Below are 25,036 nucleotides of genomic sequence, written 5' to 3' on the forward strand. Positions count from 1 at the left end.
ACGTAAATCTATCGAATTTTAGGCCAGCCTAAATCGTGTGACGTATCGGCGGAATAATGTTCGCGATCCAAGAGACTACCGTGTCCGTCACCGTCCGTCGCGGCCGTCGTCAGCGGCGACGCCTGAGCGCGCGCGGCAGGCGCTCCCACTCGACCGAGAAGGCCGGCGCGTCGCGGCGGCGCTCGGCGTGCACGAGGCTGACGAGGAAGTAGACGCCGACCATGACGGCGCCGAGGAAGTGGGTGTCCTTCGGGTCGGCGGCGTCGAGGAGCGGGTGGAGCCAGAAGACGTTCCCGACGGCGGAGTGGCCGACGGTCCGAAAGAGCGCGCCGGCCGTGGGGGCGACGTGCCAGAAGTCGGGAAGCATCGCCCAGACGCCGCTCCCGACGGCGAGCGAGAAGCCGTAGCGCGTCCGCACGGGGAGGTAGGCGAGGAGGAGGGTCGCACAGAGCGCGCCGAACGCGAAGTGCGTGATGGCGAGACTCACTGCGCGACACCCGCGGAACGCGACGGCGACGCGTGCATGCGCACACCGACGGCGGCGGCGCGAATAGGCGTGGCGGTCGTTTCGCCGACCGACACCGCCGTGTCCGCCGTTGTTCGCGCGCCGCGTACGGCACGCGGGGTGCGGTGACGCCGACGGGGGATTTATTCGCGGCCACCCGAATCCACTACTCGATGACCGAAGACGGAGACGGCGCCGGCGCGCGGTTTCGGGCGCTGGCGGACCGCGACGTGCTGGACGGCCGCGCGCGTGCGCTCTCGGCGCTGCTCGACGACGGCGTCTACCACGTCGACGCGTCGGGGGCGGTGCTCGCGGTGAACGACGTCGCCCGCGAGCGACTGGGCTACGAGGCGGGCGACCTCGCCGGGTCGTCGCTCGCGACGCTGCTCGGCGAGCGCGACGCCGCGCGCGTTCGCGACCGCCTCGACGCGACGGCCGACGCACGCGTCGCGGGACGGGACGCCACGGACGCCCTCGACGCGACGGTGCGGGACGCGGAGGGGACGCAAGTCGTGCGAACGCTGCGCGTCGCGCCGGTGGCGGCGGACGGTGCGGGCGTCGTCGTCGCCGAGGTCCCCGACGACGGCGACGAGCCGGCGGGGGCGTCGGACGGCGAGTCGCGGCGTGGTCGACGGCGCGACGGCGACGTGAACCGGTTCCACGACGCGGCGCACGAGGTGACGGCGGCCGTCATCGAGCGCGCGACCCGTCGGGAGGTCGAGCGCGCGGCCTGCGAGCGCCTCGCCGCCGCGGAGTGTTACGAGTGCGCGTGGCTGGGCGTGCCGGAGCCGCGCTCGGAGTCGGTGTCGGTGCGTGCGGACGCGGGCGGGGACGCGACGCCCGACGCCGTCGCGCTCTCAGGGGCGTCGGACGGAGCCGACTCCCTGAGCGGGCGCGCGCTCGACGCGGGCGAGATACGGACGACCCGCGAGCACGCGCTCGCGGAGGCGGAGGTCGTCGTATCGGACCCGGAGGCGGCCGCGATTCCGGTCGTCAACGGCGAGACGACGTACGGCGTCCTCGTGGTCTACGCGGACCGCGACGACGCGTTCGGGGCGGCGGAGCGTGAAATCGTCGCCCGCCTCGGCCGCGTCGTCGGCCACGCGATTGCGGCTGCGGAGCGCAAGCGCGCGCTCGTGAGCGAGACGGTCGTGGAACTCGAGTTCCGCCTGCACGACGCGGTGCGCTCGCTCGACGACGCGGAGAACCCGGACGGGACGATAACGCTCGACCGCGCCATCCCGGTGGGCGACGACGCGTTCCGCATCTACGGCGTCGCCGACGAGCGCTCGGTGGACGCCGTCGACGCGATGACGGCGACCGTCGACGAGTGGGACGAGGTCTCGGTGGTGAGCGAGCAACCGGACGGCGTTCGCTTCGAACTCCGCGTGAGCGACGTGCCGGTGATGTCGGAGGTGGCGTCGCTCGGCGGCGCGATAGCGTCGGTGGTCGTCGACGGGCGCGACCTCGACATGACTGTCCACCTCCCGGAGGAGACGGCGGTGCGCCGCGTCGTCGAGACGATTCGGGCGGTCGACGGCGACGCGGAGCCCGTCGCACAGCGTCGCGTGCCCGCGCACGACGACTCGCTGGAGCGCCTGCACGCGGTCTGGTCGGAGGCGCTCACGGAGCGCCAGCGCACCGCCGTCGAGTCGGCGTACTTCATGGGGTACTTCGAGTGGCCGCGCGAGACGAGCGGGTCGGCGGTCGCGGAGGCGCTCGGCGTCTCGCCGCCGACGTTCTCACAGCACCTCCGGGCCGTCCAGCGGAAGGTCTTCGGCCGCCTCCTCGACGACGCGTAGGCCCGCCGTGGCGACCGCGGGCGGTCGCGTGCCACACCACACCACCGTGTCCGCTGTTGTTCGTGCGACACCTATCCAGCAGACAATACCCCTCCGTACCCGAACCTTGCACCAAGTATGTCTACTAATTTCTCATCTGAGTAAAACTTATGCTCTTTTATTCTACTTTATTGGACACTCGTGTCAACCAACACGTCCGGGGAGGGGAGCGTCACAGCGGTGCTCCTCGTCCTGTTGATGATCGGAGGAGCCGTCCCGCTCTCGGCGGCGACGGCGGGAGCGACGAGCGACCAGCGCGTCTCCATCGAGGCGGTACAGACGCCCGGCGACGGGACGGGGTCGCCCTACGCCGGCGAGAACGTCACGACGACCGGGACCGTGACGGCGGTGCTGGACGACGGGTTCTACATACAGAACGGCACCGAGGCGTATAGCGGCATCTACGTCGACGGCGCCGCCGACGTCGTCGTGCGGGACACCGTCACCGTCAGCGCGCCCGTCAGCGAGGACGCGGGCCTCACCGAACTCGACCTCACCGCCGACGGCGCGTCGGTGAGCGTGACGGGGCACGCGGCGCTTCCGGAGCCGGTCGCGGTCTCCACGAACGCCAGTTCGAGCGAGGCCTACGAGGGCATGCGCGTCACCGTCTCCGACCTGACCGCCACCGAGACGCCCGGCGAACACGGCGCGTGGGCGGTCGACGACGGGAGCGGGGCCGTCGGCGTCGACGACGTCACCCTCGGCGCGGACGCCACGCCCGCGGCGGCCGGCGCCACCATCGCCTCCATGACCGGCATCGTCCACGACGACGACGGCGCGTTCGAGCTCCGCCCGAGCGCGATGGCGAGCATCGACGCGCCGAACGGCAGCGACGATGCGCCGAACGGGAGCGACGACGATGCGCCCACGAACGGCAGCGACGACGATGCGCCCACGAACGGCAGCGACAGTGGTGAGGTCGATGCGCCCGCGAACGGGACGACGCTCACGGTCGTCTCCTACAACGACCTCCAGACGGCGGTCTCCGACCCGACGACGATGGGGCGACTCGTCGGCGCGATAGAGGAGCGCCGCGACGCCCACGACAACCCGACGCTCGTCGTCGGCGGCGGTGACGAGGTCAGCCCGAGCTCGCTCTCGCCCGTGAGCAACTGGACGGTGCCCGTCCAGCTCCTGAACCAGATCGACCCGGCGGCCGAAGTCGTGGGGAACCACGACCTCGACTACGGCTTCGAGCCGGTGCGGAACTACTCGCGGGCCTCCGAGTTCCCGTGGCTGCTCGCGAACGTCCGGGGCGCGGACGGCGGGAGCGTCCCCGGGACGCGGAACTACACCGTCGTCGAGCGCGGGAACGTCACCGTCGGCATCGTCGGCCTCGTCGACGACGCCATCAAGACGAAGACCGCAGTCGACTTCGCCGAGAACGGCTACACGGTGACGGACTTCACCACCGCCGGCGAGCGCACCGCGACGATGCTCAAGGAGGAGAAGAACGTCGACGTCGTCGTCGCCACCGCGCACATCGGCGTCGCGGAGTCCGAGGAGCTCGCGCGGAACACCGAGAACATCGACCTCATCGTCACCGGCGACGACGAGGTCCTCCACGAGCCGCAGGTCACCTCCGGGACGGTCATCATGGAGGCCGGTGGGAACGCCGAAGCCATCGCCGAGGCGAACGTCTCGGTGAACGCGACGACCGCGCGGTTCGAGGACGGCCGCCTCGTCACCGTGGACGAGTCGGTGCCGATGAACGAGACCGCGAGCGAGACCGTCACGAACGCGCGCGGCACGTACCTCTCGACGGTCGCGGGCGTGACGGAGGTCCCGCTCGATTCCACCTCGACCAACTACGAGGACGAGACGGCGTGGGGGAACTTCATCGCGGACTCCTTCCGCGCGAACCAGCACTCGGACGTCGCGCTCACGAACGCGGGCGGCATCCGGGGGAACTTCGTCATCGAGCCGGGTGACGTCACCTACGACGACGTCTACACCTCCCTGCCGTTCGGGAACACGCTCGTCACGAAGGAGCTGAACGGCACCGAGCTCAAGTACCTGCTCGCCTCGCAGGCCGGCTTCAGCGGCCAGTACGGCTTCGAGTCCGGACTGCAAGTCAGCGGCGTCCAGTACGACGTGAACGTCCGCGCGGACGGCATCCCGGTCACGGACGTCTACGTGAACGGCGAGCCCCTCCAGCCGAACGCGACGTACGACGTCACCGTCAACTCCTACATGGCGGGCTGGGAGAAACTGGACGGCCAGCCCTACTCCATCAGCCTCGTCGACCAGCCGACGGTGAAGAACACGCAGATACTCTACGGGACGGCGACCGTCGAGTACCTCGAGTCGCAGACGCCGATAGCGCCCGAGGACGCGAACCGCATCCGCCGCGTCTCCCTCGACGCGGGGACCGCGTCGCTGAGCGCGAGCGGCGACACCGTCACCGCGAGCGTCTCCGTCCCCGACTCCGTGCAGGCGGTGAACGCGTCGAGCTTCTTCGTCCAGAACGCCTCGACCGGCGTCCTCGAAGCCGACGACGTCACCTACGACAGCGGCGCTGGCGTCGTCACCGCGCGCTTCGACCGGGCGGCGTTCGCGGAGCTCACCGCAGTCAGCGACAGCCTCCAGCTCTACGGCAAGTACGAGACGGACGCCGTCGAGCTCGTCGCCTACGAGGAGGCGGTGTTGAACGCCGACCTCGACGCGGCGGGCGTGCCCGCGTCCGGTGGCGCGGCGGCCGAGACGGTCGCGCTCACGCTCGACGGGGACGGGAGCGACGGCGGTCTCGACGCGCCGCTCGGTGACACCGCGAGCGTGGACGTGCGCGCGACGAACGCCACCGACGGCGTCGGCGCGTACGAGCTGACGGTCTCCGTCGGCGACGGCGCGGTCGCGGAGATAACCGACGTCGAGGCGGCGAGCAGCGCGGGTCTCGCGGAGGTCGACATCGGCCCGGCGAACGAGAGCGCGCACGTCGAAGTCGCGCTCGCGTCCGTCGACGGGGACGGCCCCGCGACGCTCGCGTCCGTCGAACTCGGCGGCGTCTCGCTCGGCGGCACGACCACGCTCGAAGTCACGCCGGACGCCGGCCCCTACGACGCGAACGGGACGGCGTACGACGTCACCGGCATCGAGAACGCGCGCGTGACGGTCACACCCGGCGACCTCACGGGGAACGGCCTCGCGATGGCCGACCCGGACGGTGACGGCCGCTATCAGGACGTGAACGGCGACGGCTCGGCGGACGTCGTGGACGCGCAGGCGCTCTTCGCGTCGCGCGACGACGCGACCGTCCACGCGAGCGCGCCCGCCTTCGACTTCAACGACGACGGCCGCGTCACCGTCGGTGACGTCCAGGCGCTCTTCGCGAGCGCACCCTCGGAGGCCTGAGACGTGCGGGAGCGACGCGCCTCCGCGATGGTCGCGCTGCTCGCGCTCGCAGTACTCGGCGCCGCCGGGCCCGTCGCCGGCGCGGGAACGACGGCGGTCGCGCTCGACCCGGCGGACGCGGCGGTCGAGCCGGGTGCGACGGCGACGCTCGACGTCGTGGTGACGGACGCCGAGGGCGGCGTCGGCGCGTACAACCTCACGGTCGCGGGCGCGGACGGCGTCGCGGCCGTCGAGGCCGTCTCCGTGCCGGGCGACCCCGCGATGCGGGAGCGGACGGTCGAGGACGGTGACGCGACGGTGCGCGTGGTCGGCCTCGACACCGAGCAGTCCGGCCGCGTCACGGTCGCGACGGTGCGCGTCCGCGCCGCCGAGACGAACGGCACGGGCACGCTCTCGCTTCGCGTCGCCGCGCTCGGCGACGAGGACGGCAACAGCTACGACGTCCGCGCCGTCGAGGGCGCGACCGTCACCGTCGGGAACACCGGCGGCGGCGGTGACGGGTCCGACGACAGCGGCAGTGCCGGCGGGAGCGGCGACGCCGGCGGGACCGGTGGAGCCGACGACGCCGTCGGACCCGGAAGTACCGGCGAGTCGGGCGCGGACTCCACGACGACCGAGACCACGACGGCGACGGACACGTCGACGGTGGCGACCACGACGGCGACCGAACCGACCACTACGACGGCGGGAGCGGTCACGGCGACTGAAACCACGGCGACGGGGACGCCCACGGGGACGACCGCGGCGGCGTCGCCGGGGGCGACGAGCGGCGGGAGTCCGGGCGTCGGCGTGCTCGGCGCGCTCGCCGCGCTACTCGCGGCCGTGCTCGGGCGGGCGGCAACGTAGCGCCGCAGAACGGCGCTCTCGCCCGCTACTCGCCGTCTCGTTCTGTCGAGGTGCGTCAGCGCTCGCCGCGACTCGTGTGGACGGCGAGCGACTGCGCGGTCGGGAGGTGCCAGCCGAAGTAGACGCCGACGAATCGCGCGCCGATGGTGACGGCGGCACAGCACGCGGCGGCGGTGCCCGGTGCGCTCCCGACGACGCCGGCGAACGCGCCGACGTCGACGAGCCAGTAGGTGAGGCCGCCGAGGACCGTGCAGCTCGCGTAGAAGTCCTCGACGAGGATGAACGGCGAGCGGTCGAGGAGGATGTCCGCGAACGCGCCGCCGCCGCAGGCGTTGATGACGGCGATGGCGACGACGCCGAAGCCCGAGACGCCGACGTCGGTGGCGACGATGGCGCCGGCGGTCGCGAACGCCGCGAGGCCGGCGGCGTCCGAGGCGACCGTCACCGGATGCTCGTCGGCGTCGTCGAAGGTGACGCTGAGCGCGATGGCGAGCGCGACGCCGAGCAGGCCCAGCGAGATTTCGCCGAAGGACTGGAGCGCGAGCGGGACGCGACCGACGAGGATGTCGCGGGTCGCGCCGCCCGCGAACGCCGTCCCGAGGCCGACGACGGTCACGCCGAAGAGGTCGAACTCCTCGCGGATCGCCTTCGTCGCGCCGACGAGCGCGAACGCGACGAGACCGACCGCGTTCAGCACCGCGAACGGGTCGGCGACGAGGCGGACGAGGAGGTCGGGAAGCATTAGGAGTGGGAAGCGCGTCGAGCGCCTTGAGCACACCGTCTCGGTGCCGTGTGGCGAGCGTTGCCTCGAACGGGGAGTGTGCGAACGCGCCTCACACGTCGTCGAGCGCCCGGACGGCCGCGACGAGTTCTGCGGTGTCGGCCGATTCGCCGTCGGGGACGCGTGCGAGAACGCGACCGCCGAGCGCGTCCTCCGCCACGTCGCCGACCGCGATCTTCGGGTGGGGTGAGTCCGCGAACCCCTCGACGAGGACGAACGCCGCGTCGTCGAACTCGGCGAGCGCGCGTTCGAGCGCGCCGGCCTCGCCGCCGTCGGCCTTCCCGACCGGCCGGAAGGTCGCGGTGAGCGACGGCGTGACGCCGACGACGCGGGCGGCGCCCGCCGTCCGGTGGCGATGGGTGTCCTTGCCCGGTTCGTCGAGTTCGACGTCGTGGTGGATGGACTTCACCGTCCCGACCGGCCCGTGTTCGGCGAGCGCGGGCACGAGGCGCTCGACGAGCGTGGTCTTCCCGGCGTCGCTCGGCCCGACGATTCCGACGACCTTCATCGGCCCCGGGTAGGGTCGGGCGACGGGTAAGCCGTGCGTTGTGCGACGCCTCGGCAGACCGACCACCGGGGGCGCCGGGCGGGACCTCACCGTGTCCGGGACGCCGAAGGCGGAGTCGGGACGGTCACGTCCGCCAGTAGGAGGGCGTGAGGAGGACGAGGACGGGGATTATCTCGATACGGCCCACCCACATGAGGAGGATCATCGCCGCCGTCGTCGTGTCCGGGAACGCCGCGTAGTTGGCGAGCGGGCCGGCGATGCCGAACGCGGGGCCGATGTTGAAGAACGTGGAGGCGGCGGCGCCCATCGCCTCGAACTCGGTGAGCGCGAGACCGGTCCGAGCGGCGTCGAGGACGACGAAGACGGTCGCACCCGCGAAGAAGAGGAGGCCGATGAGCGTGTAGGCGTAGGTGTCCCGAACGGTGTCCTCGTCGACGACCTTCCCGCTGAGGCGAACGGGCTTGATCGCGCTCGGCGTCGTCGCGACGAAGAGGTCGCGGCGGAACGACTTCAGGACGACGAGCCAGCGGACGACCTTGATCGAGCACGTCGTGCTCCCCGCCATCCCGCCGATGAACATGCAGACGAAGAGGAGATGTTTCGCGCCCGGCGACCAGAGGTTGAAGTCCGTGCTCGCGTAGCCCGTCGTCGTCGTGATGGAGACCACCTGGAAGACGGCGTGCCGAACGGTCGTCGCGAGGTCGGCGCTCGCGCCGGCGTCGAGGACGCGCAGGACGACGACGGCGAGCGAGAAGAACGCGAGTATCGAGAGGTAGAAGTGGAGTTCGTCGCTCTCGCGCAGCCGCCCGACGTTGCCTTGGAGGAGCGCGTACAGCAGGACGAAGCTCGTCGCGCCGACGATCATGAACGGAACGAGCGCCCACTGGACGGCGGGCGAGAACGCCGCGATGCTGTCGCCGCGCGGGGAGAACCCGCTCGTCGAGACGGCGGTGAAGGCGTGCGCGACGGCGTCGTACGCGGTCATTTCGGGCGCGACGCCGACGGCGTGGAGACCGTAGAGGACCGCGATTGCGAGGCCGGTCAGCCCGAGGTAGATCTTCCAGAGGAGGGCGGCGGTCTGCGAGATGCGCGGCGTGAGCTTCGTGACGTCCTGCGTCTGGGTCTCCGTCTCCATGAGCTGGGCGCCACCGACGGAGAGCTGTGAGAGGACGGCCGTCGCGAGCACGAGGATGCCGAGACCGCCGAGCCACTGGAGCGTCGAGCGCCAGAGGAGGAGCGCGCGCGAGTACGCCGAGAAGTCCGCGATGACCGTCGCGCCCGTCGTCGTCACGCCGCTCATCGACTCGAAGAGCGCGTTCACGGGACGCGCGAGCAGGCCGTCGCCCGCGACGAGGAACGGGAGCGAGCCGACGAGCGCGACGGAGAGCCACGTCAGCGACACCATCAGGAACGCCTCGCGCGCCTGCAGGTCCCGGTTGGCCGTGAGACGCTCGAGGGCGGCGCCGACGGCGGTGGAGACGGCCATCGGCACGACGAACGGCAACACCGAGGTTCCGTCGAAGAGCGCGAGAGAGAGCGGGATGGAGAGCGGGACCCACAGCCACTTCAGGACGGAGCCGACGAGCGCGAGGCTCACTCGCCAGTCGACCCGGACGCTCATGGCGCGCGCGAGAGGGCGGTGGCTGTTGAGTCGTTCACGCACGGAAGGGCGAGGGCGCGAACAATAGGTCTACTGCCTTCCGTCGAGCGGGACGAGGGGGCGCGGACGGGCCGGAGTCACTCGCCCGGCGCGGGGAGCGCGAACGAGACGGCGAGGACGGCGACCGCGAACGCGAGCGCGGGGACGAACGCGGCGCGGAGGCTGGTGGCGTCCGCGACGAGCCCGATGGCGACGGGGCCGACCGCGAACCCGCCGTAGCCGGTGGTGGAGACGGCGGCGACGGCGGACCCGGTCGGCGTATCGGGGTCGGCGCGGCCCGCCATGCTCACCGCGACCGGCATCATGCCCGCGAGGCCGACGCCGAGGAGGGCGAAGCCACAGAGCGTGGGGAGCGGGGCGGCGGTGAGCGTGAGCGCGAGGCCGGCGGCGGCGACGACGGCGGTCGCGCGGAGGAAGCGCCGCGAGCCGAGCGCGTCGACGACCCGGTCGGAGACGAAGCGCCCGACCGTCATCGTGAGCGAGAAGACGGCGAAGCCGAGCGCGGCGACGGTGGCGCTCGCGCCCGCGCCCGACTCGAGGTAGATGGCGCTCCAGTCGTTCGCGACGCCCTCGAGGAAGAGCGCGCAGAAGCCGATGAGGCAGAAGCCGAGGAGGCGACGGGACGGGAGCGCGACCGACGGGCCGGTGCTCGTCTCCGCGCTCGCGGGGAGGAGCCACCGGCTCGTGAGGAGGCCGACGCAGAGGAGCGCGACGCCGACGAGCGCGAAGTGCGTGCGGACGCCGAGGCCGACGTTGATGGCGAGCGCGCCGACCGCCGAGCCGACGAGGCCGCCGCCGCTGAAGAGCGCGTGAAAGCTCCCCATGATCGACTTCGGGTAGGCCCGCTCGACGCGGAGGCCCTGCGTGTTCGCGGCGGTGTCCATCAGGCCCTTCCCGGCGCCGAAGACGGCGAGGCCGCCGACGAGCGCGGTGAGGCCGCCCGCGTGGGCGAGCGCGGGGAGCGCGAGGCAGTAGACGACGAGGCCGACGCGGATGAGGCGGCGCGCGCCGACGCGGCCGACGAGGACACCGCTCGCGACGAGGCCGACGATGCTTCCGGCGGCGAGGCCGAGGAGCGCGAGGCCGACGGCGCCCTCGGTGAGCGAGAGCGCGCGCTGGATCGCGGGGATGCGGACCGCCCACGTGCCGAAGGCGGCACCGAGGACGAGGAAGACCGTCGCGTCGGCGAGGCGCGCGCGGCGAAAGCGCGGGTCGACGCCGCCGCTGGCGCCGTCGCCGGTTACACGACGGAGGTGTGCGCGGAGGCCCATCTGGTGGTGGCGACGGAACCCGAGTATTTCCGTGTGGCGCCATTCGCGGCGGGCGAGCGTGGGACGGCGGGAGCGCGGCACCGCGTCGCCCAGCGCCGCCTCACGCGTCGCGGTGTGGCTCGTACGGCCGCGCCCACGCCGGTATCTCGCAGCCGAGGCGCTCGACGCGCGACTCGACGCTCGGGTGGGTGGCGAAGCACGCGAAGCGCAGCGAGCGGTCGGCGTTCCACGGGATGGGGCCGGCGACGTCCTCGAGGTTCTCGCCGGTGGCGACGGCGGCGACCCGGTAGAGGGCGTCCGCGAGCGTCGCGGCGTCCACGAGCGACGCGGCGGCGGCGTCCGCGCGGTACTCCTCGCAGCGGTTCGCGTACCGGCTCGCGGCGAGCGCGAGGGGTTCGACGCCGCCGCCGAGGGCGTAGCGCGGCCAGCGCGCGAGACGCGCCTCCGAGACGGAGAGCGCGAGGAAGCAGAGCGTGCCGAGCGTCGCGAGCGCGGGCCCGCGCCCGGCGAGGCCGCCGAGCCAGAGCGCGCAGAAGCCGAGCGTCTGCGGCGCGTACTGGCGGAGGGCGTCCGTGTAGAGGTCGTTCCCGAGGTGGCCGAGTTCGTGCGCGAGGAGCGCGCGGAGGCCGGGCTCGCCGACGACGCGCGGGAGCAGCGGGTCGACGGCGACGACCGGCCGACCGTCGTCGTAGCCGACGACCGCGCCGGGGGCGTCCATCTCCATCACGACGAGGCGGGGGACGGGGCGGCCGGCGCGCTCGGCGACGTCGCGGGCGGCGCGGCGGACCGCGCGGAGTTCGTCGGCGCGGAGCGGGCGCGCGTGGCCGGCGTCGAACGCGAAGCGGCCGCCGGAGCGCGCGGCGGCGACGGCGAGCACGCAGAGGCCGCCGACGCCACCGACGACTGCGGGGAGGGGGGCGCCGGTGGCGGCGACGGCGGCGGCGCCGAGGAGCGAGCACGCGCAGAGGCCGAGCGTGACGCCCCACGCGCGGACGGCGAGGCCGGTGGTGGCGGACGGGTGAGCGGAGGGGGACACGGGGACGGAGGGCGCTCGCCGGGGTCAGTCCTGCCAGGGCGCGCCGTCGCGCTCGACGAGGCGCTCCTCGCGCTCGATCCGGTCGATGCGCGCGATTTCGTCGGCGGTAAGCGTGAGGTCGAGCGCGGCGCGGTTGTCCACGATGTGCCGTTCGGAGGTGGCTTTCGGGACGACGCAGACGTTCTCCTTCGAGAGCAGCCACGCGAGGCTGACCTGCGCGGGGGTGACGTCGCGCTCTTCCGCGATGTCCGTGAGGACGGGCGAGTCGAAGACCTCGCCGCGCGCGAGCGGCGAGTACGCGACGTGGTAGTAGTCGTTCGCCTGCGCGTGCTCGATGAGGTCGTCCTGCGCGAGGAGGGGGTGCGTCTCGGCCTGATGGGCGACCAGCGGCGCGTCGAGGACGTCCATCGCTTCCTCGAGGAGCGCGGTGTCGAAGTTGGAGACGCCGACGTGCGCGATGCGGCCGCGGTCCCTGAGCTCGTCGAACGCCGCGAGCGTCTCTGCGGCGTCGTAGTTCCCGACCGGCCAGTGGACGTAGCAGAGGTCGATGGTGTCGAGGCCGAGGCGGTCGAGGCTGTCCTCGACACCCTCGACGACCTGCTCGCGGGCGAGGCCGGACTGCTCGGGGTGGAGTTTCGTCGCGACGAGGACATCCTCCCGGTCGACGTCGGCGGCGTCGATGCCGCGACCGACGGCCGCCTCGTTGCCGTAGTACTGCGCGGTGTCGACGTGCCGGTAGCCCGCTTCGAGCGCGGTCCGGACGCTCTCCGCACAGCGTTCCGTGTCGGTGTTCTGCCACGTTCCGAGTCCGAGCGAGGGAACTCTGTTCACGGCGATTGCTGTGCGAGACGAGAGCATAGTGCTTCGGGTCGCGGACCCGCCGGTTCTCTCACAGCCGTCCCGGGTGTTCGGTATCGGGTCCCGAACTGAGCCCTCAATACCCCTCCTAGCAGGAGCTTTTCGCGTGCTCGCCGACGACACGGACGACCGATGACCGATGGGAGTCGCGGGAGAACCGGAGGGGATGGCGACCGGCCGATGACGCGACGCGGGCTGCTCGGCGCGCTCGCGGCGGCGGGCGCGGGCGGCCTCGCCGGCTGTCTCGACGGCGGCCAGCGCTCCGTGGCGGCGCCGAGCGGGCGCGCCGCCGGGACGTTCGCGCGCCGCTACGACGTCGGCGTCGACGGGACGCGCTCGCGAGTGACGGTCGAAATAGGAGAAGACGCGTACGCGGCGGCGCGCGAGCGCGAGCGGTCGTTCTCGCGCGCGGTCGGCGTCGCTCGCGACAGCGCGACCCTCGGCCGTATCACGGCGCAGTTATCGAGGCGCTACGACACGCGAGCGGCGCGCGTCGCGGCCGCACAGGCGTTCGCGGCCGGCATCACGTACGCGCGCGACGTCAGCTCGACGGGGCGCGACGAGTACGTCCGCTACCCCGTGGAGACGCTCGTCGAGGACGCCGGGGACTGCGAGGACCTCGCGGTCGTGCTCGCCGGCCTCCTCACGCACCTCGGGATTCGCACGGGGCTCGTCGTCCCGCGCGGGCACTGCGCGGTGCTCGCCGCGCGCGCCGACCTCCCCGCGTCCGTGCTCGCCGACGACCCGCTCACCGTCTCGCTCGACGGCGTCGAGTACGTTTACGTCGAGGCGGTCGAACGACACCCGCCGGGGGAGTGGGCGCGCGACTACGGGGAGCAGGCGCTGCTCGCCGCCTACCGGGGGCGGTGGTATCCGCTCGAGGTGGGCGCGCTCGCCGAGGAGTTCGTCGCCGCCGTCGAGGAGGGCCACCTGCGCGCCGCCGTCCAGTTCGTCGAGTGAGCGGGCCGCGCCGACGCGGGGCGAACGCGCGGACGACCGCCCGAACGGTCGCCGCGCCCTGCCGGTTGCTGAACGCTTTTCCGTGCCATCGCACACCTATCGGACGATGACGGACGACATCGACCTCGACTTCGTCTCGCTGGGCGAGGCCGGCCTGCAGACGAGCGAGCTCCAGTTCGGGACGTGGCGCTTCGGGAAGGAGACCGAGGACGGCGACGTCGAGATCGGCGAGGAGCGCGCGTACGAACTCCTCGACGCCTACGCCGAGGCGGGCGGGCGCTACATCGACACCGCGGACGTCTACGGCGCCGGGAAGAGCGAGGAGTGGATCGGGAACTGGCTGGCCGAGCGCGACCGAGAGCGCTACACGGTCGCGTCGAAGATCTACTGGCAGATCCGCGACGGCGACCCCAACAGCCGGGGAACGAACCGGAAGACCGTCCGGGACCGCATCGACGCCCTCCTCGAGCGCCTCGGCACGGACTACGTGGACGTCCTCTACATCCACCGCTGGGACGACGAGACGCCGGCGCGCGAGATGATGAAGACGCTGAACGGCCTCGTCGAGGACGGCAAAGTCCACTACCTCGGCGCGTCCTGCCACCGCCCGGACGCGTGGAAGGTCGCGAAGGCGAACGAGATCGCCGAGCGCGAGGGGTGGGAGCCGTTCACGGTCGCGCAGCCGCGCTACAACCTCGTCGACCGCGAAATCGAGGGCGGCTACCTCGAGATGGCGCGCGACTACGGGATGGGCGTCTGCCCGTGGAGCCCGCTCGGACAGGGCTTCCTCACCGGCAAGTACGAGCGCGAGGAGGGGCTCACCGGCGACTCGCTGGCCGCGGCCTCCGGGGGCTTCGAGGAGGCCTACCTCACGGCGGAGAACTTCGACGTGCTCGACGAGCTCGAAGCGGTCGCCGAGGAGGTGGACGCGACGCCCGCGCAGACCGCGCTCGCGTGGCTCATGCACCGCGACGGCGTCGCCGCGCCCATCGTCGGCGCGCGCACCCCCGACCAGCTCGCCGAGAACCTCGGTGCCGCCGACATCGACCTCTCGGACGAGCAGGTCGAGCGCCTCACCGAGGCGAAGGGCGGCCCGTACAGCGACATCTAAGCGCCCGTCGCAGAGCGCTGGCGCCGCCAGCGAGACAGCGGCGGCCGGTTCGTCCGGCCGCATCCCCGCCCCACGGCGTTCACTTTCTCCGCGCCGGTGGCCGTCTGCCTCGACGACGGTATCACTATCCCGAAATGGCTGTCATGTGGACCGGCCCGTCGTCGTCGCTCCGTCGGTGGCATTCCGGGCACGGCGTGTGGCCGCCGTCTAGTCAGAGGTAGAGTCTGTCAGCTCCGGTATCACTAAATGAATGGGTGTGAGACGTGCTGTCAGAGATGCATCTATTGCGTGGAGGGCCACAGTCCTCGGAGCGCTGGGGCGGAGAACGGAGGGAGTCGGCATGAGTCGGGCGCGCGCACTCGCGCTCGCCGCGCTCGTGCTCGTCAGCGCCGTCGCCGGCGCCGCGACGTTCGCCGGCGCCGCAGCGTCGAATACTGGTGGGGAACCGACGCTCGTGGACGGCGGCGTGTCGACGGGCGAGGTGAACGTCTCGGCGGAGTACGCGGCCACGATTACCGCGACGATACGGGGCGTGAACACGTCGGACGGGACGGAAAACGCGTCGGTGCTCGTCATCCCCAACGGGTTCGACCTCTCGAACGCGACCATCGCGAACGCGGACGTCTCCTCGACGGGAGCCGCGAGAAACACGAGCGACGTCTCGGCCGACGTGCGCGATTCCCAGGACGTGGTGAACGTGACGTGGGACGACGCGTCGGGAACGGTGAACGACACGCTTCAGCTGGAGTTCTACGTCTCGGGCGCCGTCGCGCCACCGAGGGCGGACACGTACCCCGTGGAGGTCAGCGGTGACGTGAACGCCGGGGCGGCCGACGGCTACGTCAGCGGGACGGCCGCGACGGTAACGGTTGTCGAGCCCTCGGCGGCCGGGACCATCAACGGCACCGTCACCGGACCGACCGGCGAGGCGGTACCGAACGTGACCGTCGGGGCGTGGAACGGCTCGTCGTACGTGGCGACCGACTGGACCGGCCCGGACGGGACGTACGACCTCATAGTCCCCGACGGGACGTTCTCGCTGCTCGTGGTCCAGTACAACGAGAGCGTGGGCGTCACGTACCCGAAGGACGGCGTCACGGACATCTACGCGGGGCCGGCGAACGCCTCGACCGATGGGACGTACGACGTCACGCTGCCGGCGGTGACGAACCGGCAGGTGCGCGTCGTCGACGACGAGGGCGCGCCGCTCGCGGACGCGACCGTCCGAATCGACGGGAGCGGGTTCGAGTTCGTCGCGGAGACGAACGCGGACGGGTACACCGTCGCCCGCAACGCCACCGAGGCCGGCGTCGAGTTCGCGGGGAGCGCCTCCCTCGAAGTCTGGCCGCCCGACGAACCCGGGCTCGACTCGTACACCACCGGGTCCATCGACGCCGGCGCGAACGCGACGACCGTCGTCGTCGAGCGCCAGCCCACCGCCAGCGGGCAGTTCGTCCGCGAGAGCGGCGAGCCGGTGTCGAACCTCTCGAGCGTCATCCTCTACGGGCAGGACTGGCACTTCGGCGAGGCGAACGCGTCGGGCAACTTCTCGGTCGCGGCGCCGAACGGCACGTACGAACTCGGCATCGAGCAGGACCCGAGCGCTGACGGCGTGCCGGACCTCGCGGTACTCGGGAACGTCACCGTCGACGGCACGACCGACCTCGGGACCGTCACCGTCCCCGACGCGAACCGCGTCACCGCCACCGTCGTCAACGAGAGCGGCGCGGCCGTGAGCGGCGTCCCGGTCGTGGCGGACCTCCCGGACGGGAGCTCCGTCCGACTCGGTGAGACGGACGCCGACGGCACCGTCACGGTCGAGGTCGCGAACGAGACGGAGCTCTGGGTGGACTCGCCGTGGTACAATCACAGCGAGGCGACGGTCAGCGGGACGCAGAACGCGTCGGTGACGCTCGCCGTCGAACCGCACGTCCCGGTGAACGTGAGCGTCGAGCGCACGGACGAGTCGAGCGTCGAGGGCCTCGCCGCCCGCAAGGAGCGCGCCGACGATGACGGCGGCTATCACACCTCCACGACGAGCCTCGACGACGGCGTGGGCGAGTTCAGCGTCGAACCGGGCGCGCGGTGGAACTACGGCGTCGTCCAGCGCTTCGCGGACTACCCGCTCGACGGCGTGCCAGACGTCTACGCGGTCGCGAACCGGAGCGCCCCGCTCGACGAGGGGCTGAACGTCACCGCGTCGGTGCCGGACGCACACCGGCTGAACGTCACGGTCACGGACGCCAACGGCGTCGCCGTCGCGAACGAGGACGTCGTCGTCGCCTCGACGCGCAACGGCGCGCGCGTCACCGTCGACGGCCACACCGACGGCGAGGGCCGCCTCGTCGTCGGCGACACGCCCGGCGTCGAGGTCGCCGGGAACGTCACCGTCGGCCTCGGCACGCGGTTCTGGGACCCCGAGCGCTTCGACGCGGCCTGGTCGTTCGACGTGACGAACGACACGACGGAAACCGTGACCGCTCCGGGCGCGGTGACGAGCGCCGCGTCCGGGCGACTCGTCGGCCCGAGCGGTGACCCGGTGAACGTCTCCGAGGTCACCCTCGCCGGCGAGGAGACGTACCGTGGCGACGTTGGCGACGGCGGGAACTTCACCGTCGCGGCGCCGAACGGCACGTACGCGCTCGGCATCGAGCAGGAGCGCGGCGCGAACACGAGCGCTGACGGCGTGCCGGACCTCGCGGTGCTCGGAAACGTCACCGTCGACGGCACGACCGACCTCGGGACCGTCACCGTCCCCGACGCGAACCGCGTCACCGCCGCCGTCGTCGACGAGAGCGGCGCGGCCGTGAGCGGCGTCCGCGTCATCGCGCACACGACCGCGCCGCCACACGCCACGGTGACGCTCGGCGAGACGAACGCGAGCGGCCAGCTCGCCGCCGAACTGCTGAACGAGACCCGCATCGGCGTCGACGACATCCGGTACAACGACAGCGCGACGACGGTCTCGGGAGCGAACGGGACGTCCGTGACGCTCCCCGTCGAGCGCCACGCCGTCGTCACGATGAACGTCACGCACCGGGACGGCTCGCCCGCGACGATGGCCGCGCGCGTCCAGGACGGTAGCGGCTGGCGCGCGGGCGACCTCGACGACGGCCGCGAGCGCTTCGGCGTCCCGCCGAACGAGTCCCTGAGCTACGGCGTGACGGAGCAGTTCCGCGACTATCCGCTGAACGGGATTCCGGACGTCTACGCGGTCATGAGCCGCGCGGTGTCGCTGCCCGGCGCGACGATCAACGCGACCGTGCCGGACGCGCATCGGCTGAACGTCACGGTCACGGACGACAGCGGCGAACCCGTGGCGAACGAGAGCGTCGTCGTCGCCGCGACGCGCAACGGCGCGCACATCACCGCCGAGGGCCACACCGACGGCGAGGGCCGTCTCGTCGTCGGCGACACGCCCGGCGTCGAGGTCACCGGCACCGTCACCGTCGCGCTCGGCGCGTCGGAGCGGGACAGCGAGCAGTTCCGCGCGAACTGGACGCTCGACGTGACGAACGACACGAACACGACCGTCTCGACGGCGGCGACCGGCGACGTCGTCACGGTGAGCGGGGCGCTCTCGAAGGAGCGCGGCACCGTCACGAGCACGAACCACGTCATCGCCGTCGGTGCTGAATCGACGACGCTCTCCGTCGTCGGTGCGCCCACCTCGAGCGGCGAGTACGCCGTCGGCGTCCCGAAGAACACCACCCAGCACCTGCTCTACTACGAGACCACGCTGGACCCGCCGGCCCACGACGGGAGCCCCGACGTCTTCTTCCTCGGGAACGTCACCGCGGCCGAGGACGTGACGCGCGCGGCCACCACGCTCCCGGTCGGGCACGTCCTGAACGTCAGCGTCGTGACCGAGAGCGGCGCGGCCGCGTCGGACGCGCGCGTCAGCGTGGCGAACGCGACGGCGGACGTCCCCCTGCTCAACCAGTCCGTCGACGCGGACGGGCGGCTGAACGTCTCGGCGGCCGGAACGCCCGGCGTCGAACTCGCGAACGGCAGCTACGAGGTCGCCGCGACGCTCGCGAACGACACCGGCGTCGTCGTCGCGGAGAACGCGACGACCGTCACCGTCGCCGGCGACACCGGCGTCACGGTCACGCTCGACACGAGTGCCGACTCGGGCGGGTCCGACGGGTCGAGCGGGTCGGGTGACGACTCCGGCGGCGACACGACGACCGACCCCACGAACCACACCGTCGTCGACGCGTCGCTCTCCGCGACGAGCGCGACCGTGAACGACGCCGTGAGCGTGAGCGCGACCGTCGAGAACGCGGGCGACGTCGGGGGGAACACGACGCTCGTGCTGACGCGCGACGGGAGCGCCATCGCCCAGCAGTCCGTCAGCGTCGCCGCCGGCGCGACGGAGACGGTGACCTTCGAGCGCACGCTCGTCGAGGACGGCGCGCACACGTTCGCCGTGAACGGCACGACCGCCGGCACCGTCGACGTCTCGCTCCAGCGCCTCGGCGGGACGAGCGCCGGGTCGCCCGGCTTCGGCGTCCTCGCCGGCGCGCTCGCCGTCGTCGCCGCCGCGCTCCTCGCACGCCGGCGGGACTGAGACACCGCTTCACGCCGATTTTCGGCGCGCGACGACAACGACTAAACGAGCGACTCGCCAACGGACACCCATGTGGCCGTGGGGACACCTCGCGCTCGGCTATCTCTGCTATCTCCCCTACGAGTACCGCGCGCGCGGTGACGCGTCCTCGTGGCTCGCGCTCGTCGCGCTCGCGGTCGGCACGCAGTTCCCGGACCTCGTGGACAAGCCGCTCGCGTGGACGTTCGGCGTGCTCCCGTCCGGGCGCTCGCTCGCGCACTCGGTGCTCGCGCTCGTCGTCGTCTGCGGCGCTGTCTACCTGCTCTGTCGGCACGCCGAGCGCGTCGTCCCGAGCGTCGCGTTCGGCATCGGCTACGCCTCACATCTCGTCGGCGACTCGGTCGGGCACGTCCTCGCCGGCGAGTACGAGTACCTCGTCTTCCTCGTCTGGCCGCTCCTCGGCGCGCCGCCGTACGGCGACGAGGGGGGCTTCCTCTCGCACTTCGCGAACCTCCGACTCACGTCCTTCCTCGCGTTCCAGTTCGCCCTCTGTGCGGTCGCGTTCGGTGCGTTCCTCGTCGTCCAGTACCGCCTCGGCCGCGCGGAGCACTAGAGCTGTTCGAGCGCGTCGACGCCCGCGACGCGGTAGCCGGCGACGGCGGCGCTGAGGACGCCGACGACGACGGCGAGCGCGCCGCCGGCCGCGAGGACGAGCGGCGGCGTCTGCACGAGGCCGTCGAAGCCGACGAGCATCGCCGCGAGCTCGCTCAGGCCGCGCCCGAGCGGGACGGTGAGCGCGACGCCGATTGCCCCGCCCATGATGCCGATGGCGAGACCCTGCACGGCGGTGATGGCGACGAGCGTCGTCCCGGAGACGCCGATAGCGCGAACGGCGGCGAGCGTGCGGCGCTGCTGGTAGACGAGGAGGAGGAGGAGGTTCACGGTGAGCGCGACGCCGGCGATGACCGCGAGCACGGTGAGCGTGAGACCGCTCGCGATGACGAGCGCCTTCTGCTCGAGGACGGCCTGCAGTTGCTCCTGGTTCGTCCGCACGTCGTAGTTCGGGTATTCCGACTGGAGGGCGGCCTCGACGGCCGCCGGGTCCGAGCGCTCGACGACGTCGATGGTGAGCATCGCGGCGCGGTCCTCGCGGGCGGTGCCCGTCATCGACTGGAGCTCGGAGAGCGGCACCGTCGCCGCGCCCGTCCCGAGGAACTGCCGGAACGTCGGCGAGACGCCGACGACGCGCCACGCGTGCTCGCGGGCGCCGACGACGGTCGCGCCGAGGTGGACGGTGTCGTTCACGCCGACGCCGAGGCGGTCCGCCGTCTGCGGGTCGAGGATGACCTCGCGCGTCATCGGCCCGTCGTAGCTCCCGTCCGCGTAGTGCTCGCGTCCCCCCTTCGTGAAGCCGTCGCCGGCGGTGAGGCGCACCGTGCTGCCGCCGACGCCGGGCGTCCCGACGGCGACCATCGTGGAGAGCGACGACTCGTTCGCGCCGACGTAGACTGTCTGGAAGGAGAGCGGCACCGCCGTGCGGACGTCCTCGCGGGCCGAGAGGTCGTCGGAGAGGTCGTGGGCGTCGGTGATGCCGGGCTGGAAGCCGCCGACGCTCCCCGGGCTGATCTGGAGGGGGCCGCCCGTCATCCAGAGGTCGCGCCCGGACTGGTCGAACTTCTGCTGACCGGTCTCGACGACGCCGAAGCCGACGCCCCCGAGCAGCGTCGCGGCGAGCACGGCGACGACGACGCCGGTGACGGCGAGCGCGGTGCGCGTGCGGTCGCGGCGCAACTGGGCGAGGGCGATGCCGACGGCGGCGCGGAATCTCGTGAACATCACTCTGTGGCGAGGTGGTCGAGGACGTCGGTTCGCGTGACGAGCCAGACGAGGTACGGGGTCGCGAGCAGGCCGACCGCGACCGCCGTCCCGAGGCCGTACGGCACGATAGCGGGCGGGTAGGCGGCGATGGCGCTCTCCGTGAGGTAGCGCCGGGCGAGCGCGTTCGCCGCGACGACGCCACCGCCGCCGAGGACGAGCCCGAGGACGCCGCCGAGGAGCGTGACGGCGACCGCCTGCGTCGCGACGACGACGGCGAGCGAGCGCGTGCGCAGGCCGATGGCGAGCAGGGTCGCGTACGTCGCGCGGTCGGCGGCGACTTCGAGGCCGAGCGCGGTCGCGACGAAGAGCGTGCCGACGACGACGGCGACGACGAACGCGGTGACCGCGATGGCGAGCGCGAGCTTCGACGTGCCGATGGCGGAGAGCCCGCCGCCACCGCTCGCGACGACGCGCGACTGCGGGTAGACGGCGGCGAGGTCGTCCTTCACGGCGGGCGTGTCCGTCGCGACGACGAACTGGTCGGCGGTGTCGCTCGCGGTGCCGCCCGTGAGGGCCTGCGATTCGGCGAGGTGGACGACGGCGACGGGGAGTTGGCCCGCGCCCGACGCGGTGCTCGCGCGCTGGACGTCGGCGACGGTGAACGACGCGTTCGCCTCGCCGGCGACGCCGACCGCGCTGCCGTTCGTGGCGTTCAGCAGGCCCGCCGCGCCCTCCGAGAGGACGATCTCGCCCGTCCACTCGCCGTCGTAGCTCCCGTTCGCGTAGTAGGGGTCGCCCGGGGTGAGGTGGGCCGTGGAGAGGCCGGCGACGGAGACGCCGGACTGCGGGAGGACGCCGAGCAGGACGACGTACTCGCTCGCGCTCCCGGCCTGCAGGCGGACGAGGCTCGTGCGGACGGGCGTCACGGCGTCGACGCCGTCGATGCCGGCGATGCGCTCGCTCGTCGGGTGCGCGGCGCCGAGTTGTGCGCTCCCGACGTCGATGGCCATCGTCGAGGCGGACGCGGACTCGGGGACGATCCAGTAGTCGACGCCGGAGCCGTAGACGGTGTTGCTGCTCGCGAGGCCGAGGCTGATGCCGGAGACGACGACGAGGAGCGCGACCGCGAGCGCGACGCCGGTGACGCTGAGGAGGACGCGGCGCCGGTTCCCCGAGCGGAGGCGGCCGGCGAGCCGGCGGAGGCCGACGCCGACCAGGCCCGCGAACCCGACGAGGCGGCTACGCATCGGCGTCGACCACCCGGCCGTCGCGGAGGTTGATGACGCGGTCGGCGGCCTCGAGCGTCGCCCGGTCGTGTGAGGCGAGGACGACCGCGCGGCCGTCGTCGGCGACGTCGCGGAAGGCCTCGAGGATGGCCGCGCCCGTCTCCGTGTCGAGTTCGCCCGTCGGTTCGTCCGCGACGACGACGGCGGGGTCGGTGACGAGCGCGCGCGCGATGGCGACGCGCTGCTGTTCGCCGCCCGAGAGCTCCGGTGGGGTGTGCGTCGTCCGGTCGCCGAGGCCGACGCGTTCGAGGAGGGCGACGGCGCGCTCGCGGCGCGCGCGCTTCGGGACGCCGCGTTCGACGAGCGGGAGCGCGACGTTCGCGCGCGCGCTGAGCGTCGGGAGGAGGTGGAAGTGCTGGAAGACGATACCGACCGAATCGAGGCGGAGGCGCGCGCGCTCGCGCGTCGAGAGGGCGTCGGTGCGCTCGCCCGCGAGCGTCACCGACCCCTCGCTGGGGAGGTCGAGCGCGGCGAGCAGGTGGAGGAGCGTGGACTTCCCGGAGCCCGACGGCCCGGCGAGGCCGACGATCTCGTTCGCGTGGACGTCGAGCGAGACGTCGTCGAGGGCGGTGACGGTCGGGCGGTCGCGACTGCGCGAGAGGAGGCCGGTGTCGCCGCGCGTGTACCGTTTCGCGACGCCGGCACACGAGACGACGGCCGTATCAGATGAGGCGCGGCCGGACATACACTACTCGTGACATACGGACGGGGGAGCATAAGGGTCGCGGACCCCGGCTCACGAACCCGTCGCGGGGTCGAGCGGCGAGCGCGCTAGTTCCAGGGTGCGGCGGGGAAGTCGACGAGGCGCTCCTCGCGCTCGATCCGGTCGATCTTCGCGACGTCCGCCTCGGAGAGTTCGACGTCGAGCGCGCCGTAGTTCTCGACGATGTGCTGTTTCGAGGTGGCTTTCGGGATGGCGGCGACGTTCTCCTTCGCGAGCAGCCACGCGAGCGACACCTGATACGGCGTCGCGTCGTGCTTCTCGCCGATTTCGACGAGTTCGGGAACGTCTGCGACCTGCCCGCGCGCGACCGGGCAGTAGGCGACGAGCCAGTAGTCGTCCGCGACGGCGCGCTCGTGGAGGGCCTCCTGCTGGAGGAGCGGATGCATCTCGACCTGGTGGGCGAAGACGGGCGCCTCGAGCGTCTCGATGGCCTCGTCGAGCAGCTCGGGCGTGAAGTTCGAGAGGCCGACGTTCCGGATCGCGCCCTCGGTGTGGAGCGTGTCGAGCGCGGGCAGGGTCTCTGCGGCGTCGTAGCTGTCGATGGGCCAGTGGACGTAGAGGAGGTCGACGTAGTCGGTGTCGAGTCGCTCGAGGCTCGCCGCGCTCGACTCGTGGACGGCGTCGCGCGCGAGGTTGTCGGTGTCGAGTTTCGTCGCGAGGAAGACGTCCTCGCGCGCGACGTCGGCGGCGGCGATTCCCTCGCCGACGTACGTCTCGTTGTCGTACATCTGGGCGGTGTCGACGTGTCGATACCCCGTTTCGAGCGCCGTCTCGACGGCGGTCCGACAGGCGTCGGGGTCGGTGTTCCGGTACGTCCCGAGGCCGAGTCGGTGGAACTCGCTCATGGAGGAGGTGTTGCCCGGCACGCCCAAAACCCTGCGGGCCCCGGTGGGTCTCGTGGGCGACCCGGTCACTCCCGACCGTCGTCCTCGCGGAGGGTTTCGCGGCGCGACGCGTACTCTTCGTCGCTGAGGTCGCCACGGGCGTACGCGAGGCGGAGCTCCGCGAGCGCGGGATCAACCGACCCGGCCGCCTGTCGGCCGGCGAGTGTGCGATACGCGACGTAGGCGAGGGCGGCGAGGACGACGAGGGGGACGAGCGCTATCCCGATTCCCCAGAGCGGCGAGTAGCCGCCCATCATCCCCCCGTAGGCCCCCATCATGCCGCCGGAGCCGCCGGCTCCGCCCATCATTCCCCCGTACAGCCCCATCATCGGGACCGCCATCGCGAGGAGCGGCGCGACGACGATGACGGCGAGGACGAGCAGGAGCGACCGGAGCATGCCGTCGGTCGACCGTGTGTCAGCCATCACGTGGTCACCTACGTGGAAGTGGTCAACGACCCACCGTAAGTATTGTCCCGAACGCGCGATACTGTCGCGCGGACGGAACGCGCGCGGCGACGCGGACCGCGAAGGCTCCATGGAGAGAGGTAACGTGCGACATGGCCGCCGTTACGCTTTATTCCCCCCGCGACCAATTCAGTCGTGTATGTCACGACGCAATCCCTTCGACGACATCGACCGGCTCTTCGACCGACTCAACCGCCAGTTCGAGGAGGCCGCAGAGCGCATCGAGAGCGAGCAGAGCGGCGCGCTCGGCGGGTTCGCCGTCGACGTCGCGGAGACCGACGAGGAGTTCGTCGTCACCGTCGATCTCCCCGGCTTCGAGAAGGAGGACATCGACGTCCGCGTGCAGGACCAGACCCTCGCCATCACCGCCGAGCACACCGAGGAGAGCGAGGAAGAGGGCGAGGAGGAGGGCCAGTACATCCGCCGCGAGCGCAGCAGCCGCACCTTCTCGCGACGCCTCGACCTCCCCGAGCCCATCGACGAGAGCGCCGTCTCCGCGACGATGAAGAACGGCGTGCTCACCGTCACGCTCTCGAAGGCCGACGACTCCAGCGGTCACACCATCGAAGTCGAATAA

21 protein-coding genes are annotated in these 25,036 nt (G+C 72.2%); 9 read left to right on the top strand and 12 right to left on the bottom strand.

Features of this window, described 5'->3' with window-relative positions; translation table 11 throughout:
• Positions 1 to 109 precede the first annotated feature (109 nt).
• Complete coding sequence (locus EFA46_RS13015; protein WP_123078117.1) at positions 110 to 487, bottom strand: hypothetical protein; 378 nt, start codon at positions 485 to 487, stop codon at positions 110 to 112.
• Positions 488 to 678: 191 nt separating this feature from the next.
• Here EFA46_RS13015 and EFA46_RS13020 point away from each other — a divergent pair, with 191 nt between their 5' ends.
• From EFA46_RS13020 to EFA46_RS13030, 3 genes are all read left to right on the top strand, one after another.
• On the top strand, positions 679 to 2,307 hold the full coding sequence (locus tag EFA46_RS13020; RefSeq protein ID WP_123078119.1) for a bacterio-opsin activator domain-containing protein: 1,629 nt from the start codon (positions 679 to 681) through the stop codon (positions 2,305 to 2,307).
• A gap of 180 nt (positions 2,308 to 2,487) precedes the next feature.
• The gene (locus tag EFA46_RS13025; protein WP_123078121.1) at positions 2,488 to 5,697 is read left to right on the top strand and encodes a 5'-nucleotidase C-terminal domain-containing protein; all 3,210 of its coding nucleotides are present in this window, start codon (positions 2,488 to 2,490) and stop codon (positions 5,695 to 5,697) included.
• 3 nt (positions 5,698 to 5,700) lie between these two features.
• On the top strand, positions 5,701 to 6,543 hold the full coding sequence (locus tag EFA46_RS13030) for a hypothetical protein (RefSeq protein WP_123078123.1): 843 nt from the start codon (positions 5,701 to 5,703) through the stop codon (positions 6,541 to 6,543).
• Positions 6,544 to 6,598: 55 nt separating this feature from the next.
• Here EFA46_RS13030 and EFA46_RS13035 read toward each other — a convergent pair whose 3' ends face one another.
• The 6 genes from EFA46_RS13035 to EFA46_RS13060 all read right to left on the bottom strand — a co-directional run bounded on the left by EFA46_RS13035 (position 6,599) and on the right by EFA46_RS13060 (position 12,657).
• Positions 6,599 to 7,285 (bottom strand): trimeric intracellular cation channel family protein, encoded by a 687-nt coding sequence (locus EFA46_RS13035; protein ID WP_123078125.1) that lies wholly within the window; start codon positions 7,283 to 7,285, stop codon positions 6,599 to 6,601.
• A 91-nt stretch (positions 7,286 to 7,376) separates the two neighbouring features.
• Positions 7,377 to 7,832, bottom strand: coding sequence for a molybdopterin-guanine dinucleotide biosynthesis protein B (mobB, locus tag EFA46_RS13040; RefSeq protein ID WP_123078127.1), 456 nt, complete (start codon positions 7,830 to 7,832; stop codon positions 7,377 to 7,379).
• Positions 7,833 to 7,956: 124 nt separating this feature from the next.
• Complete coding sequence (locus tag EFA46_RS13045; RefSeq protein WP_123078129.1) at positions 7,957 to 9,453, bottom strand: TrkH family potassium uptake protein; 1,497 nt, start codon at positions 9,451 to 9,453, stop codon at positions 7,957 to 7,959.
• 116 nt (positions 9,454 to 9,569) lie between these two features.
• On the bottom strand, positions 9,570 to 10,763 hold the full coding sequence (locus tag EFA46_RS13050; RefSeq protein WP_123078131.1) for an MFS transporter: 1,194 nt from the start codon (positions 10,761 to 10,763) through the stop codon (positions 9,570 to 9,572).
• A 100-nt stretch (positions 10,764 to 10,863) separates the two neighbouring features.
• Positions 10,864 to 11,799 carry a M48 family metallopeptidase gene (locus EFA46_RS13055; RefSeq protein WP_123078133.1) on the bottom strand — a complete coding sequence of 312 codons (936 nt, stop codon included), beginning with the start codon at positions 11,797 to 11,799 and terminating at the stop codon, positions 10,864 to 10,866.
• A 24-nt stretch (positions 11,800 to 11,823) separates the two neighbouring features.
• Positions 11,824 to 12,657: an aldo/keto reductase gene (locus EFA46_RS13060; RefSeq protein ID WP_123078135.1), complete on the bottom strand. Its 834-nt coding sequence runs from the start codon at positions 12,655 to 12,657 to the stop codon at positions 11,824 to 11,826.
• Between EFA46_RS13060 and EFA46_RS13065 the strand changes: the two genes are divergently transcribed.
• The 5 genes from EFA46_RS13065 (at position 12,641) to EFA46_RS13085 (ending at position 19,893) form a co-directional block, all read left to right on the top strand.
• The gene (locus tag EFA46_RS13065) at positions 12,641 to 12,793 is read left to right on the top strand and encodes a hypothetical protein (RefSeq protein ID WP_176969878.1); all 153 of its coding nucleotides are present in this window, start codon (positions 12,641 to 12,643) and stop codon (positions 12,791 to 12,793) included. The genes EFA46_RS13060 and EFA46_RS13065 overlap by 17 nt on opposite strands.
• The gene (locus EFA46_RS13070) at positions 12,790 to 13,617 is read left to right on the top strand and encodes a hypothetical protein (protein ID WP_148040709.1); all 828 of its coding nucleotides are present in this window, start codon (positions 12,790 to 12,792) and stop codon (positions 13,615 to 13,617) included. Before EFA46_RS13065 ends, EFA46_RS13070 begins: the two co-directional genes overlap by 4 nt.
• A 106-nt stretch (positions 13,618 to 13,723) precedes the next feature.
• Positions 13,724 to 14,728, top strand: a complete 1,005-nt coding sequence (locus EFA46_RS13075; RefSeq protein WP_123078139.1) for an aldo/keto reductase — start codon at positions 13,724 to 13,726, stop codon at positions 14,726 to 14,728.
• 340 nt (positions 14,729 to 15,068) lie between these two features.
• Positions 15,069 to 19,301 carry a hypothetical protein gene (locus EFA46_RS13080; RefSeq protein ID WP_123078141.1) on the top strand — a complete coding sequence of 1,411 codons (4,233 nt, stop codon included), beginning with the start codon at positions 15,069 to 15,071 and terminating at the stop codon, positions 19,299 to 19,301.
• 70 nt (positions 19,302 to 19,371) lie between these two features.
• The gene (locus tag EFA46_RS13085; protein WP_123078143.1) at positions 19,372 to 19,893 is read left to right on the top strand and encodes a metal-dependent hydrolase; all 522 of its coding nucleotides are present in this window, start codon (positions 19,372 to 19,374) and stop codon (positions 19,891 to 19,893) included.
• Here the strand turns inward: EFA46_RS13085 and EFA46_RS13090 are convergent.
• From EFA46_RS13090 to EFA46_RS13110, 5 genes are all read right to left on the bottom strand, one after another.
• Positions 19,890 to 21,116 (bottom strand): ABC transporter permease, encoded by a 1,227-nt coding sequence (locus EFA46_RS13090; protein ID WP_123078145.1) that lies wholly within the window; start codon positions 21,114 to 21,116, stop codon positions 19,890 to 19,892. The two genes, EFA46_RS13085 and EFA46_RS13090, sit on opposite strands and share 4 nt — an antisense overlap.
• Entirely contained in the window at positions 21,116 to 22,345 is a 1,230-nt protein-coding gene (locus EFA46_RS13095; protein WP_123078147.1) for an FtsX-like permease family protein, read from the bottom strand. Before EFA46_RS13095 ends, EFA46_RS13090 begins: the two co-directional genes overlap by 1 nt.
• The gene (locus tag EFA46_RS13100; protein WP_123078149.1) at positions 22,338 to 23,069 is read right to left on the bottom strand and encodes an ABC transporter ATP-binding protein; all 732 of its coding nucleotides are present in this window, start codon (positions 23,067 to 23,069) and stop codon (positions 22,338 to 22,340) included. Before EFA46_RS13100 ends, EFA46_RS13095 begins: the two co-directional genes overlap by 8 nt.
• An 86-nt stretch (positions 23,070 to 23,155) precedes the next feature.
• Positions 23,156 to 23,953, bottom strand: coding sequence for an aldo/keto reductase (locus tag EFA46_RS13105; RefSeq protein ID WP_123078151.1), 798 nt, complete (start codon positions 23,951 to 23,953; stop codon positions 23,156 to 23,158).
• Positions 23,954 to 24,018: 65 nt separating this feature from the next.
• A complete protein-coding gene (locus tag EFA46_RS13110; RefSeq protein WP_123078153.1) occupies positions 24,019 to 24,417 on the bottom strand; it encodes an SHOCT domain-containing protein in 399 nt (132 codons plus the stop codon).
• A gap of 181 nt (positions 24,418 to 24,598) precedes the next feature.
• On the opposite strand from EFA46_RS13110, the gene EFA46_RS13115 reads away from it, so the two are divergent.
• Complete coding sequence (locus tag EFA46_RS13115) at positions 24,599 to 25,036, top strand: Hsp20/alpha crystallin family protein (protein ID WP_123078155.1); 438 nt, start codon at positions 24,599 to 24,601, stop codon at positions 25,034 to 25,036.

The organism is Halarchaeum sp. CBA1220, from assembly GCF_003721175.2.
Lineage (GTDB): Archaea > Halobacteriota > Halobacteria > Halobacteriales > Halobacteriaceae > Halarchaeum > Halarchaeum grantii.